Source organism: Halomonas sp. 3A7M, from assembly GCF_014897875.1.
Classification (GTDB): Bacteria; Pseudomonadota; Gammaproteobacteria; order Pseudomonadales; family Halomonadaceae; genus Vreelandella.
The window spans coordinates 36,587-49,997 of the sequence record NZ_JABUZD010000119.1 but is presented as its reverse complement, the minus strand read 5'-3'; the positions used below and the strand labels follow the sequence as shown (position 1 = coordinate 49,997).

General features: G+C 53.4%; 10 protein-coding genes. 2 read left to right on the top strand and 8 right to left on the bottom strand.

Annotation, left to right across the window (positions count from 1 at the left end; genetic code table 11):
- Positions 1 to 62: 62 nt before the first annotated feature.
- Positions 63 to 995, bottom strand: a complete 933-nt coding sequence (gene pssA, locus INT19_RS11470; RefSeq protein WP_193060823.1) for a CDP-diacylglycerol--serine O-phosphatidyltransferase — start codon at positions 993 to 995, stop codon at positions 63 to 65.
- 163 nt (positions 996 to 1,158) lie between these two features.
- Positions 1,159 to 2,175: a ketol-acid reductoisomerase gene (gene ilvC, locus INT19_RS11465; RefSeq protein WP_016916053.1), complete on the bottom strand. Its 1,017-nt coding sequence runs from the start codon at positions 2,173 to 2,175 to the stop codon at positions 1,159 to 1,161.
- A 217-nt stretch (positions 2,176 to 2,392) separates the two neighbouring features.
- On the opposite strand from ilvC, the gene ilvY reads away from it, so the two are divergent.
- The gene (gene ilvY, locus INT19_RS11460; RefSeq protein ID WP_193060822.1) at positions 2,393 to 3,280 is read left to right on the top strand and encodes an HTH-type transcriptional activator IlvY; all 888 of its coding nucleotides are present in this window, start codon (positions 2,393 to 2,395) and stop codon (positions 3,278 to 3,280) included.
- A gap of 79 nt (positions 3,281 to 3,359) precedes the next feature.
- On the opposite strand, the gene ilvN is transcribed toward ilvY, so the two are convergent.
- The 5 genes from ilvN to rluD form a co-directional block, all read right to left on the bottom strand.
- Positions 3,360 to 3,851, bottom strand: a complete 492-nt coding sequence (gene ilvN, locus INT19_RS11455) for an acetolactate synthase small subunit (RefSeq protein ID WP_027336791.1) — start codon at positions 3,849 to 3,851, stop codon at positions 3,360 to 3,362.
- Complete coding sequence (locus INT19_RS11450) at positions 3,851 to 5,575, bottom strand: acetolactate synthase 3 large subunit (RefSeq protein WP_089040765.1); 1,725 nt, start codon at positions 5,573 to 5,575, stop codon at positions 3,851 to 3,853. Before INT19_RS11450 ends, ilvN begins: the two co-directional genes overlap by 1 nt.
- 539 nt (positions 5,576 to 6,114) lie before the next feature.
- Positions 6,115 to 8,694, bottom strand: a complete 2,580-nt coding sequence (clpB, locus tag INT19_RS11445) for an ATP-dependent chaperone ClpB (protein WP_089040764.1) — start codon at positions 8,692 to 8,694, stop codon at positions 6,115 to 6,117.
- A gap of 155 nt (positions 8,695 to 8,849) precedes the next feature.
- On the bottom strand, positions 8,850 to 9,605 hold the full coding sequence (gene pgeF / locus INT19_RS11440) for a peptidoglycan editing factor PgeF (RefSeq protein WP_193060820.1): 756 nt from the start codon (positions 9,603 to 9,605) through the stop codon (positions 8,850 to 8,852).
- Positions 9,602 to 10,561, bottom strand: coding sequence for a 23S rRNA pseudouridine(1911/1915/1917) synthase RluD (rluD, locus tag INT19_RS11435; protein WP_193060819.1), 960 nt, complete (start codon positions 10,559 to 10,561; stop codon positions 9,602 to 9,604). The genes pgeF and rluD overlap by 4 nt, the downstream gene beginning before the upstream one ends.
- Before the next feature lie 197 nt (positions 10,562 to 10,758).
- Between rluD and INT19_RS11430 the strand changes: the two genes are divergently transcribed.
- Positions 10,759 to 11,562: an outer membrane protein assembly factor BamD gene (locus tag INT19_RS11430; RefSeq protein ID WP_193060818.1), complete on the top strand. Its 804-nt coding sequence runs from the start codon at positions 10,759 to 10,761 to the stop codon at positions 11,560 to 11,562.
- A 122-nt stretch (positions 11,563 to 11,684) separates the two neighbouring features.
- Here the strand turns inward: INT19_RS11430 and INT19_RS11425 are convergent, their stop codons facing one another.
- Positions 11,685 to 13,319: an NAD+ synthase gene (locus tag INT19_RS11425; RefSeq protein WP_095603762.1), complete on the bottom strand. Its 1,635-nt coding sequence runs from the start codon at positions 13,317 to 13,319 to the stop codon at positions 11,685 to 11,687.
- Positions 13,320 to 13,411 lie beyond the last annotated feature (92 nt).

The window sequence follows — 13,411 nt, the reverse complement described above, 5'->3', positions numbered from 1 at the left end:
GCGTACTTTACGGATTCGCTGCCGTCTTGGCAAGTGGTTTTTTGGGAAAATGTGAATAAACTTTAGCTTTTAGGCTTGGCCTTGCGCATAACGGCCAATACCGGGCCTGAGCACACATAAGCACCAAAAAGCAGTAGCAGCATTACAGATGGTTCCACTGAGATCATTACGAACCCTAGCACTACCGCTAGAAGCACAACAAAAGGTACAGGCTTTTTGAAATCGAGGTCTTTAAAGCTGTAATAACGAATATTGCTAACCATGAGCACACCCGCTGCCCCTACAACAAACAGCATTAGCAGCTTAAAACCTACCGCATCCGCATCAAAACTATGGAAGGTCCACACACTTGCAGCCACTAAAGCGGCAGCGGATGGGCTTGGCAAGCCGATAAACCATTTCTTATCAACACTACCAATCTGCACGTTAAAGCGCGCCAGGCGCAGTGCAGCACAAGCCACATAAAGAAATGCCACCACCCAGCCAGTTTTACCGATATCTTGCAAAATCCAGGTAAAGGCCACCAATGCAGGCGCCATACCGAACGAGATCATGTCGGAAAGGCTATCGTACTCGGCGCCAAACTCGCTTTGGGTATTGGTCATACGGGCAACACGACCATCAAGCCCGTCAAGCACCATGGCGATAAAAATTGCCACTGCTGCCGAAGTGAATTCTCCGTTAATGCCAGCGACCACCGCGAAGAAGCCTGAAAACAGCGCAGACGTAGTAAACAAGTTAGGTAATAAGTAAATGCCTTTTCGGCGAATTTTCTTACCGTCTTCAACCGCTTCTTCAACCACTTCCGTTTCGCGCAAAAAAACGCTAGCAAGATCTTCATTACTTACGTTGTCATGACTTACGCTGCCATTGCTTACCTTTTCGTGACTAGCGTCTTCTTGCTCTCCAGCACCACTAGCTTCTGTTTTCTGGCCTTCTTGAGGCACTGACTGCGAGGCCTGTTTACGCTCTTGATCGCGAGCATCCTGGGTCATAAATATCATCCGTTTGAAGTGAAGTCACAAGCACAGTGATCCCTTTTCATTCTACACGGTGACGCTAACTCAGCCAGTCAATTGCAGCATGCGACGCCAAACGACTCGGGGCGCAACAATGTGCGCCCCGAGACTTTAACTAGCGTACTAACACGCTAACCGCTTAGTTTTTCGATTTATCAACCAACTGGTTGGCAGCGATCCACGGCATCATGCCACGTAGCTTAGCACCTACTTGCTCAATTTCGTGTTCAGCATTCAAGCGACGACGTGCCGTCATCGACGGGTAGTTGGTGTTACCTTCCTGGATGAACATTTTGGCATACTCACCCGTTTGAATACGCTTGAGTGCATTGCGCATTGCGGCACGAGACTCATCGTTAATCACTTCAGGGCCAGTCACATACTCACCGTACTCCGCATTGTTGGAGATGGAGTAGTTCATGTTGGCGATGCCGCCTTCGTACATCAGGTCAACAATCAGCTTAAGCTCATGCAGACACTCGAAGTAAGCCATTTCTGGCGCATAACCTGCTTCAGTCAGCGTTTCAAAGCCAGCTTTAACCAGCTCAACTGCGCCGCCACACAGAACTGCTTGCTCGCCAAACAGATCCGTTTCAGTCTCATCTTTGAAAGTAGTTTCGATGATACCGCTACGGCCACCACCAACGCCTGCCGCGTAAGAAAGCGCCAATTCTTTGGCATTACCAGACGCATCCTGGTGGATAGCGATCAAGTCAGGAATGCCGCCACCTTTAACAAACTCAGAACGAACCGTGTGACCTGGCGCTTTCGGCGCGATCATGATGACATCTAGATCTTTGCGCGGCTCAATTTGGTTGTAGTGGATGTTAAAGCCATGAGCGAAGGCCAAGGTCGCGCCTTCTTTCAAGTTCGGCTCTACTTCTTGCTCGTAGATCGCTTTTTGATTCTCATCCGGCGCCAGAATCATGACAACGTCTGCGGTTTTGCACGCTTCTGGAACGCTTGCCACTTTCAGACCTGCGGCTTCTGCTTTGGCGGCAGAGGAAGAACCTTTGCGCAGAGCAACCGTGACGTCGACGCCAGACTCTTTCAAGTTATTCGCATGGGCATGGCCTTGCGAACCATAACCAACAATAGTGACTTTCTTGGCTTGAATGAGGGACAGATCACAATCTTTATCGTAATAAACGTGCATAGCGAGACTCCAAAAATCGAATTTGATCAAAAAATGATCGTTATATAGGAATAATTTATATAGGTCGTATCAGCGTTGATGGCCACCCGTGCCGTCTTTTGCAGCACTGGGCTTTGGCGTTGAGATCACTCTACGCCACCGCCACCATTGCGTAAAACGCTATATTTGCAACATACTATTTCTAATTATGAAACGTCGATCTTAAAAGTGGGCTTCTATGGATTTTCGCTTATTAAAGCATGTGGTAACGCTGGCCGAGACGCTGCACTTTGGCCGCGCCAGCGAGCTTTGTCATATCAGCCCATCCACCTTAAGCCGCTCAATTCAGCAGGTTGAAGCCGAGCTAGGCACGCAACTATTTGAGCGCGACAATCGCCATGTCACGTTAACCCCTCAAGGCTTAGCGTTTCAGCGCTATGCAAAAGAGACCTTAGAGCAATGGGAAATGCAGAAGCGAACACTGGCCGCCACGGTGGCACAGCTGAGTGGCGAAATAAGCATTTACTGTTCGGTAACCGCGAGCTATAGCTTTCTCTACGAACTACTGAGTGATGTGCGTACTCGGCACCCTGGTATCGAGTTAAAGCTGCATACCGGCGACCCCGCTGATGCCATGTCACGGGTACTGGAAGGCGCAGACGATATGGCCATTACCCCCCGCCCGCGGATTCCACCCAGCGCTCTGGCCTTTAAATCGCTTACCCGCTCACCGCTGCTGTTTATTGCACCTACAGAAGCCCACAACTGGCTGCCCAGTCAGCCGGAAAGCTCAACAGCCGAGCAGTGGCGTGATGTCCCGATGATTCTTTCAGAGGCTGGGCTATCAAGGGAGTACGCCAACACGTGGTTTAAAGCGATGGGCATTACGCCGCGCATTTATGCTCAAGTAGCTGGGCACGAAGCAATTGTAAGTATGGTGGGGCTGGGATTTGGCGTGGGAGTGGTACCCAAAATCGTGCTAGATAACAGCCCGCTGTCCGAACGTGTGCAAGTACTCAACGTAAAACCCGAGCTACCCCACTACGATGTCGGAGTTTGCGTGCTTAACCGACGCCTCAAAAATCCGATGATTGACGCGTTTTGGGCGACTGTGACACCAGGTTAACGTGTGCTTAAAGGATACAAAAAAAGCCGCCCTGATAAGGACGGCTTTGCCAACGACAGATTCAGCTAGCATGTTACGTTTACAACGATAGAACTTTATCGCCGCGAGCGATACCGGACACCCCGGTACGCGCCACTTCAAGAATGCCTACCGGCGCCATGGCCTGTAGAAAAGCATCCAACTTAGCGGCGTCACCGGTAATCTGAACGGTATAAAGGCTTGGCGTTACGTCGACGATCTGCGCCCGGAAAATATCCACCGTACGCTTCACTTCATCGCGGGCAGCGCCTAACGCTTTTACTTTCACCAACATCAGCTCACGCTCAATGTGGTTACCTTCCGTCAGGTCGACCAGCTTCACCACATCAATCAGCTTATTAAGATGCTTGGTGATTTGCTCAATCACTCGGTCATCACCCACGGTGGTCACCGTCAGGCGTGACAGCGACGGGTCTTCGGTCGGTGCAACGTTCAGCGTTTCAATGTTGAAGTTACGCTGGGAGAACAGCCCGACCACACGTGACAGCGCACCCGGTTCGTTTTCCATCAGAATCGAGATGATATGACGCATCAGGTACGCTCCGTTTTAGACAGCAGCATGTCACGCATGGCACCTAGCGGCACCTGCATCGGATAGACGTGCTCAAAGGGATCAACCTTCACATCCAGGAACACCAGCTCATGCTTGTCGGCAAAGGCGCGCTCTAGCGCCGGTTCCAACTCATCAAGGGTATTCACGGTGATTGCGGTAAATCCGTAAGCCTCAATGAGCATGTGGAAGTCTGGCAGCGACTCCATATAGGAGTGCGCATGACGGGACTTGTAGTTCAAATCCTGCCACTGCCGCACCATGCCAAGCGATGCATTGTTGAGGTTTACAATTTTGACGCCCACGCCGTACTGCTTACAGGTAGAGAGCTCCTGCATCATCATCTGGAAGCTGCCTTCCCCTGTTACACACACGACGTCGTCGTCAGGGAAGTTCTGCTTGATACCCATGGCAGCCGGGAAGCCAAAGCCCATGGTGCCCAAACCACCCGAGGTGATCAGACGGTTAGGCTTATCAAACTTGTAGTACTGAGCAGCAAACATCTGGTGCTGGCCAACATCCGTCGTCACGTAGGCTTCACCGCGAGTAACACGGCATAGCGCTTCGATAACTTCCTGTGGCTTCAACACTTCGCCTGGCTTAGAAGGCTCATATAGCTTGCCTTCACGCTCGGCGCGCCAGCCGTCAATTTTTTGCCACCACTCGGTCAGCGCTTCAGGCTGCGAAATTGACTGCCCCTGAACCAGGCTGATCATTTCATTAATGACGCTAGACGCTGGCCCAACGATAGGCACATCTGCGCGTACGGTTTTAGATACCGAACTTGGGTCCACATCCACGTGAATGATTTTTGCCGTGGGGCAGAACTTCGACGTGTTGTTGGTCACTCGGTCATCAAAACGCGCGCCAATAGCGATAATCAAATCCGCATGGTGCATGGCCATATTGGACTCATACGAGCCGTGCATCCCTAACCAGCCCAGGCACTGCCGATCACTTTGCGGATAGGCGCCAATGCCCATCAGCGTTGTGGTAATGGGGAAGCCGAGCTGTTTGACCAAATCGGTCAATCCTTCGCTTGCCTTGCCAGTTACCACGCCACCGCCGGTATAGAACACCGGACGTTTGGCTTTCAGCATCAACTCAACGGCTTTTTTAATTTGCCCCGTATGCCCCCGGGTAACCGGGTTATAGGAGCGCATCTTGACCTTTTTCGGGTAGACGTACTCATAGCGCTCGGTCGGTGCCGTCATATCTTTAGGAATATCGACCACGACCGGACCCGGGCGACCAGTCGCCGCGAGATAGAAGGCTTTTTTCAGCACTTCTGGAATCTCAGACGGATGCCGAATTGAGAAGCTGTGCTTCACGATGGGGCGAGTCACCCCCACAATATCGGTTTCCTGGAAGGCATCGTCACCAATCAGGTGGCTCATGACCTGACCGCACAACACGACCATTGGAATCGAATCCATATAGGCAGTCGCAATGCCGGTAACCGCATTGGTAGCACCAGGACCGGAGGTGACAAGCACCACGCCTGGCTTACCCGCCGCACGGGCATAGCCGTCTGCTGCGTGAGTTGCAGCCTGTTCGTGACGCACGAGAATGTGCTTCACCTTGTCCTGGCGGAACAGCGCATCGTAAATGTGCAGCGCCGCGCCGCCGGGATAACCATAAATGTACTCTACGCCCTCATCCTGCAAGAAGCGGGCGATCATATCTGCGCCGGAAAGCAGTTCCACTGTGTTTCTCCCCTGGAGGTCTCGAGTGCGATCCGCAGGACATCCTGCGGTGTCGAGTGCGGCGGTATGCCGCTGCCGGCCCATGCCGGCACCTGATGCCAAACCCTGGCATATGGCCCGGTTAGGGCCTGCACTCTCATCGGAAGCACCGGTATATCATCAAATACGCCAGTAGCTACCTTACACGACGGTTTGCCGTGTCGGGGCGTTGGCCAGGTCGGGCGGTTAGCCCAAGCCCGGAAGTCCTTCGGCGGGTAAAGGCTTTCGCCTACCCTTCGCGCGGGGATTAGGGGTTGCCCGTTGGTTCCGCGCCCGCAAATCAGGAACACACAAGATTCCATTAGCGCCCTCAGCCTGTCAACCTCCGATCAGGACAAACGCAACAAACGTCGCAGTTAGCCATTAAAAAAGCCCCGCTAGCAGAGCTAACGAGGCTTTTGCCCTATTTCATTGCGCAGGCTAGCTGGGGTTCATTGCGCAGGCTTGCTGAGGATCACTGCACAGACGCGTTGAAAACGTAGGCGTTTTAATTACCCACCTTACTCAAATACCAGCTTGCCTTCACTCGCACTGATATGAATAGTGTCGCCAGGGGCATATTTGCCCGCCAGCAGGTCTTGAGCCAATGGGTTCTCGATGCGGCTTTGGATCGCCCGCTTCAGCGGCCTTGCGCCATACACCGGGTCGAAACCGACCACCGCCAGCTGGGCCATAGCGTCATCGCTAATTTCCAGACTCAGGTCATGCTCAGCTAAGCGAACTTTCAAACGCTCTAACTGAATACCGGCAATCGCCTGAATTTGCTCTTGGCCAAGGGCGTGGAACACCACCACCTCATCAATGCGGTTAATCAACTCAGGGCGGAAATGGTTACCCACCACTTCCATCACTGCATTTTTCATGACTTCGTAGTCGTTATCATCTCCACCCATGCGCTGGATGATGTCCGAGCCCATGTTAGAGGTCATCACGATCACCGTATTACGGAAATCGACTGTGCGACCTTGCCCATCAGTTAAACGACCATCCTCCAGCACTTGCAGCAGGATATTGAACACATCCGGATGCGCTTTTTCCACTTCGTCCAGTAGCAGCACCGAGTAGGGCTTACGACGCACCGCCTCAGTTAAGTAGCCACCCTCTTCATAACCTACATAGCCTGGGGGCGCACCAATCAAGCGAGCCACGGAGTGCTTCTCCATAAACTCCGACATGTCGATACGCACCATTGCCTCTTCAGTATCGAACAAGAAGTTAGCCAGCGACTTACATAGCTCTGTTTTACCCACCCCGGTTGGGCCGAGGAACAGGAACGAGCCGTTGGGTCGATTGGGGTCAGACAACCCTGCCCGCGAGCGGCGCACGGCGTTAGCCACTGCCTCTACCGCTTCATGCTGGCCAATCACTCGCTCATGCAGCGCTTCTTCCATGCGCAGCAGCTTGTCTCGCTCGCCTTCCAACATTTTGGAGACAGGTATGCCTGTCCAGCGAGAAACCACCTCGGCAATCTCTTCTTCGGTAACGTTTGAGCGCAGCAACTGGTGGCTGGCAATATCAGCTTCGCCTTCGCCCGCTTCGCTGATTTTCTTCTCAAGCGCCGGAATTTTGCCGTACTGAATCTCTGACATACGACCTAGATCGCCCTGGCGACGCGCTTGTTCAAGGTCAATGCGCGCCTGCTCAAGCTCCGCCTTAAACTGCGCTGCGCCCTGAATGCTGGCTTTTTCAGCTTTCCAGATTTCATCCAAGTCAGCGTATTCGCGCTCTAATTCGTGGATCTGGTTGTTCAGCGCCTCAAGGCGTTTCTTAGTGGCTTCGTCGGTCTCTTTCTTAAGCGCTTCGCGCTCCATTTTCAGCTGAATTAGCCGACGATCCAGCCTATCCATCTCTTCAGGCTTAGAGTCCAGCTCCATGCGGATACGTGACGCTGCCTCGTCGATCAGGTCAATGGCTTTATCGGGCAACTGCCGATCAGTGATATAGCGGGTAGAGAGCTTAGCCGCGGCGATAATCGCCGAGTCGGTAATATCCACGCCGTGGTGGACTTCGTAACGCTCTTTTAAGCCGCGCAGAATAGCTACCGTGTCCTCTTCAGAGGGCTCATCGACCAACACCTTCTGGAAGCGACGTTCCAGCGCGGCGTCTTTTTCAATGTATTTGCGGTACTCATCCAGGGTGGTCGCGCCTACGCAGTGCAGTTCACCACGCGCCAGCGCAGGCTTAAGCATGTTGCCTGCATCCATCGCACCTTCAGCCTTACCCGCACCCACCATGGTGTGCAGCTCATCAATAAACAGGATGACCCGGCCTTCTTCCTGGGAAAGCTCTTTAAGCACCGCTTTCAGACGCTCTTCAAACTCGCCACGGAATTTGGCGCCCGCCAGCAGCGAGCCCATATCCAAGGAAAGGACGCGCTTCTCTTTCAAGCCTTCAGGCACTTCACCGTTCACAATACGCTGGGCCAGCCCTTCCACAATGGCGGTTTTACCCACCCCTGGCTCACCGATCAGTACCGGGTTATTTTTGGTACGACGCTGCAGCACCTGAATCGTGCGGCGAATTTCATCATCACGACCAATCACCGGATCCAGCTTGCCATCTAACGCACGCTGGGTTAGATCCATGGTGTATTTATTAAGCGCTTCGCGCTGGTCTTCGGCATTCGGGTCGTCGACCTTAGCACCACCGCGCAAGCTATTGATTGCGGCTTCCAGGGCTTTCCGGTTGAGCCCTGCCTCTTTCATCAGCTTGGTAATCGCACTGTTCATTTCCAGTGCAGCCAGAAGTACCAATTCACTGGCAATAAACTGGTCGCCGCGTTTCTGCGCTTCCCGGTCAGTTAAATTGAATAGTTTAATGAAGTCGCGAGATGGCTGAACGTCACCGTCGAACTGGCTCACTTTAGGTAAGTCATCTAGCTGCTTCTGCAAACCGTCGCGCAGGCGCGAGCTACTGCCCCCAGCTTTTTCAACCAAGGCTTTAATGCCAGTGTCTTTGGTATCGAGTAACGCAAGCAATAAGTGCGCGGGATCAAGCTGGTTATGGCCGTGCCCAACCGCAAGGGATTGTGCCTCAGAAATAGCGGCCTGTAATTTGGCAGTAAATTTATCGAATCGCATGGAGTTCCTCCTGGGGGAGCCGTGCGTTTGGACCCACGGTGTTTCCCAACAACTTGTCTTTAATGTGCTAAAAACGTTTAGCTTGACAAGTTTAATGGAGTCAGTTCCACGCATTTCAAGAGCTGTGCATAACAAGCTCGAAGGAATAACACTACTTAATTGATCCAGATCACACTTGCCATGCGTCCAGTGTTGCCATTGTCTCGGCGGTAGGAGTAAAAACGCGACTCGCAGGCCGTGCAGAAGTGGCCTCCGCTGATGTGATGAATCCCCAGCGCTTCTAAACGAAAGCGCGCCAAGCGATAAAGATCCGCCATATAGTGACCAAGACGATAGGGGCTGTGGTCAAACGCTTCAGCGGTCTCAGGGTGTACCGCGACAAAGGCACCATACACTTCGGGTCCGACCTCAAACTGAGCATTTGAAATAGCCGGCCCGAGCCATACCAAAATGTCGTCAGGATCGCAGTTCATCGCGGCGACGGTCGCTTCCAATACGCCACCCGCCAGCCCGCGCCAGCCAGCATGGGCAACGGCTACCTGAGTCCCTTGGCGATTGCAGAACATCACCGGCAAGCAGTCTGCGGTTAACACCACACAGGCATAGTCGTTGCTGCTGGCAACCGAGGCGTCTGCTTCCGGTGTATCGTCTTGATACGCCTGCTGAACGCGTGCGCCATGGGTTTGGTTAAGCCACAGCAGCGGTCGATCATCGCCGATTTCTTTGTGCAACAAACGCCGACATAGCGCGACATGATCAGCATTATCGCCTACGTGGCTCGCTGGATTGAAAGCGGCAAAATCATCCTGGCTCGGCCCTGTTTCCCGAGTGGTCACAAACGCCCGCACATTCGCGGGGGCTGGCCAATCAGGCAACAGTAGCGTGGGCTTCAGATCAATCGCGTCGCTCATCTCATGGTCTCACTATCTTCGCGCAGGTAATCCAACAACATCAGTAGATCATCGGGCAAGTCAGCATGAAAAGTAAGCGTTTCACCACTTACCGGATGCACAAAGCTGAGCTTCCGAGCATGCAGCGCCTGACGCGGAAATTCACGCAAAATCTCTTTTAACGGCGCAGCAGCACCCGGCGGCAGCTTAGCACGGCCACTATAGAGCGGATCGCCAATCAATGGGTAGCGGGCATGAGCCATATGAACGCGAATTTGGTGGGTACGCCCGGTTTCCAGCTGGCAACGCACATGGGTATGCGCGCGAAAGCGCTCAACTACCCGAAAGTGAGTCACTGCCGGTTTTCCGGAAGCCGTGACCGCTTGGCGCTTGCGGTCTTTTGGGTGCCGACCAATGGGCGCGTCGATGGTGCTGCCCGACACGGGCTTGCCAATCACCACTGCATCATATTGACGAGAAACGCTGCGCGCCTGCAACTGCTCAACCAGCGTCGTTTGTGCGGGCAACGTTTTTGCCACCATCATTAGACCAGTGGTGTCTTTATCCAGGCGATGGACTATGCCCGCCCGAGGCACTTCTGCCAGTGCAGGATGATGATGGAGCAACGCATTCAACAACGTGCCATCAGGATTGCCCGCGGCGGGATGAACCACCATGCCCGCGGCCTTATTGATGACCATCACCGCATCGTCTTCATAAACGATATCAAGCGGAATATCTTGGGGCTCAAAACGAGTATCGTCTTCAATAGTCGCTTTTAGCGCTAATATTTCGTGGCCGTGCAGCTTGGCCTTCGGTTTTACTTTAGCGCCGTCGACGGTGAGCTCACCGGCGTTGATCCACGCTTTCAAACGCTCGCGGGAATAATCGCTGAACAACTCAGCGGCGGCTTGGTCTAAACGCGCGCCAGCTAATGTCGCGGGTACTCGCTGCGTGGCTTCAACAATACGAGACATGAACAACCTCTTTAAGACGCAAACACCGCGGCTACCCTATAATGCTTTTAACTCTTCAAACGGCATTAGAGTGTCGCTAAGCCTGCGTTTTGCGTCTAGGTGATTTATAGTGGGCGAACTGCGACCTATTCTACCATTTCTACTTATGGCCATCGTCGCTTTTCGGTGATTGAGGCTTGTTTGCAACGAGGATGATGATGCGCGCTTTTTCCGCTGCCAACCGCTTTGGCGTTCTAGCCTTAAGCCTTGCCCTTTTGGCAGGCTGTGCCAGTAACGACACCACACCTGAAGAAGAGGATGAATTCTCAGGTGTGCAAGAACGTGAACTCTATGAACTTGCCCGCACAGCGCTGGATAGCAACCGTTTCCCAATTGCCATTGAGCGACTGGAAGCGCTTGATACCCGCTACCCATTTGGCCCCCATGCCGAACAAGCTCAGCTTGAGCTAATTTACGCTTACTACGAAAACAGCAATTGGGAAGAGGCACGCGCCGCTGCCAGCCGCTTTATTCGCTTGCACCCTGATCACCCTCAAGTGGATTACGCCTACTACCTGCGCGGCCTTTCCGCTTGGCAGGCAGGGCGATTTAGCCTTGAACGCTTGCGCCTGATTGATATTTCTAAGCGTGACTTGGGTGCTTCACGGGATGCTTACAATGACTTCCGCGAATTAATTCAGCGTTTCCCCCAAAGCGAATATGCAGCGGATGCCCAGCAACGCATTGTGTATCTACGTGAGTTGCTGGCACGCCATGAACTGCACGTGGCCGATTACTACTTGCGCCGCGGTGCCTTCCTGGCCGCCGTTGAACGAGGTCGCTGGGTGATTGAAAACTATCCGGAGTCCGACGCAACGCGTGACGCGCTGGCAACCATGGTAGAAGGCTATCAAGGACTTGGCATGGACGATCGCGCCAACGAAGTGCTTACCGTGCTGCGCGAAAATGCGCCAAACCATGAGCAGCTTAGCAATGGCCGTTTCAAGCCTAAGCACCTGTAAATAAGCACTTATGAATAAGCGCCTGTAAAATAACGTCTGGTCCAATGGCCGAATAGGATGGATTAGCCAGGTGTACACCGCCCTAAATCATGCAGAAGCACGATTTAGGGCGTTTTTGATGCTTAATCGCCAGGCTGCCAGCCATTAACAATCGGGTAGCGCCGGTCGCGCCCAAACCCTCTGGGCGTCACCCGCACTCCGACCGGGGCTTGGCGGCGTTTATATTCACAGCGATCAACAAGCTTCACTACTTTATAAACATCCTCTTCATCAAACCCAGCGGCGATAATTGCCTCAGCACTCATATCGCCTTCAATGTAGCTCACCAAAATGGCGTCTAGGACGTCGTAATCAGGCAACGAGTCACTGTCCTGCTGGTCGGGAGCTAGCTCCGCACTGGGCGGGCGCTCAATCACTCGCTCTGGAATAGCGGGCGACTGGGTATTGCGCCAGCGGGCCAAACGATACACCCAGGTTTTGTAGACGTCTTTGATGGCGTTATAGCCACCCACCATGTCGCCATAAAGCGTGGCGTAACCCACGGCCATTTCGCTTTTATTGCCGGTCGTAAGCACCATCAGGCCTTTCTTATTGGAGATCGCCATCAGCAGAACGCCGCGACAGCGCGACTGCAGGTTCTCTTCAGTGGTATCCCGCTCGGTGCCCGCGAAACTTTCTGCTAGCGTGCCCATAAACGCTTCGACCATCGGCTCGATAGGCATTACGTCATAATGAACGCCCAGCATGTCCGCCTGTTCGGCAGCGTCCTGCTTCGAGATATCCGCCGTATAGTGATAAGGCATCATCACTGCTTGTACACGCTGAGGACCCAACGCATCGACGGCGATCGCTAAGGAAAGTGCGGAATCGATACCACCGGAAAGCCCCAGAACAACGCCTTTAAAACCACTTTTGTTGACGTAGTCGCGCAGCCCTGTCACCAGCGCACAGTAAAGGCTCTCTTCAGGCTCAACTTCTGGCTCAATTTCACCCACTTGGGGTTCCCACGTATCAGCGCTCGTTTGCAGCAGTTGAACGGGCATTAAGCCTGCTTGCCAAGAAGGCGCCAGCACTTTAAGTTCGCCTTGGGCGTCTACACAGCTAGAACCACCGTCAAAAACCAGCTCATCCTGCCCGCCGATCGTGTTCACATACACAATCGGGCGGTTTACATCCTGGGCACGCTGCTCTAACAGGCGCAAGCGCTCGCTGGGCTTATCCTGATGATAGGGCGAGGCGTTTAAGCTGATCAGTACTTCTGCGCCGGCTTCGCGGGCAGCATTAACAGGCGTACCTTCCCAAAGGTCTTCACAAATCAGCAGCCCTAGCTTGGCGCCTTTGTGCTCGTAAACCAGCGGTTTGGTGCCCGGCGTAAAGTAGCGCTGCTCATCAAACACCTGATAGTTCGGCAGTGCCTGCTTGGCATACTCCGCTTCCCATTGGCCGTTATACAGCACACCCGCCAGGTTATACCGCTTCCCTTCACGAACGCCCGGATAGCCAATAATCACCAGCACATCGCGGGCGATTTTTTCTGCCATCTTCGCCCGCGCTTCACGCAAGCGAGCTTCCATCGAGGGGCGAAGTAGCAGATCTTCCGGTGGATAACCGGACAAGAAAAGCTCTGGGAAGACAACAATATCCGCCCCATGCTCGATCCTCGCTTCGCGCACCGCTTCAATGGCGCGTGCAGCATTGCCGGGAATATCTCCCACTAAAGGGTCGAGTTGGGCCATTACCAGCGTTAAGTCTTGCATGGGCGTTAAAATCTCTTGAGAATCTTTAGAACACGTTGCCGCTCACCTACGTACATTGTCCCGCAAGGGCTGCCAACTGGCAAAGGTTAGCC

Coding starts and splice junctions, on each gene's coding strand:
- pssA (WP_193060823.1), bottom strand. CDS start 995: ATGACCCAGGATGCTCGCGATCAAGAGCGTAAACAGGCCTCGCAGTCA.
- ilvC (WP_016916053.1), bottom strand. CDS start 2,175: ATGCACGTTTATTACGATAAAGATTGTGATCTGTCCCTCATTCAAGCC.
- ilvY (WP_193060822.1), top strand. CDS start 2,393: ATGGATTTTCGCTTATTAAAGCATGTGGTAACGCTGGCCGAGACGCTG.
- ilvN (WP_027336791.1), bottom strand. CDS start 3,851: ATGCGTCATATCATCTCGATTCTGATGGAAAACGAACCGGGTGCGCTG.
- clpB (WP_089040764.1), bottom strand. CDS start 8,694: ATGCGATTCGATAAATTTACTGCCAAATTACAGGCCGCTATTTCTGAG.
- pgeF (WP_193060820.1), bottom strand. CDS start 9,605: ATGAGCGACGCGATTGATCTGAAGCCCACGCTACTGTTGCCTGATTGG.
- rluD (WP_193060819.1), bottom strand. CDS start 10,561: ATGTCTCGTATTGTTGAAGCCACGCAGCGAGTACCCGCGACATTAGCT.
- INT19_RS11430 (WP_193060818.1), top strand. CDS start 10,759: ATGCGCGCTTTTTCCGCTGCCAACCGCTTTGGCGTTCTAGCCTTAAGC.
- INT19_RS11425 (WP_095603762.1), bottom strand. CDS start 13,319: ATGCAAGACTTAACGCTGGTAATGGCCCAACTCGACCCTTTAGTGGGA.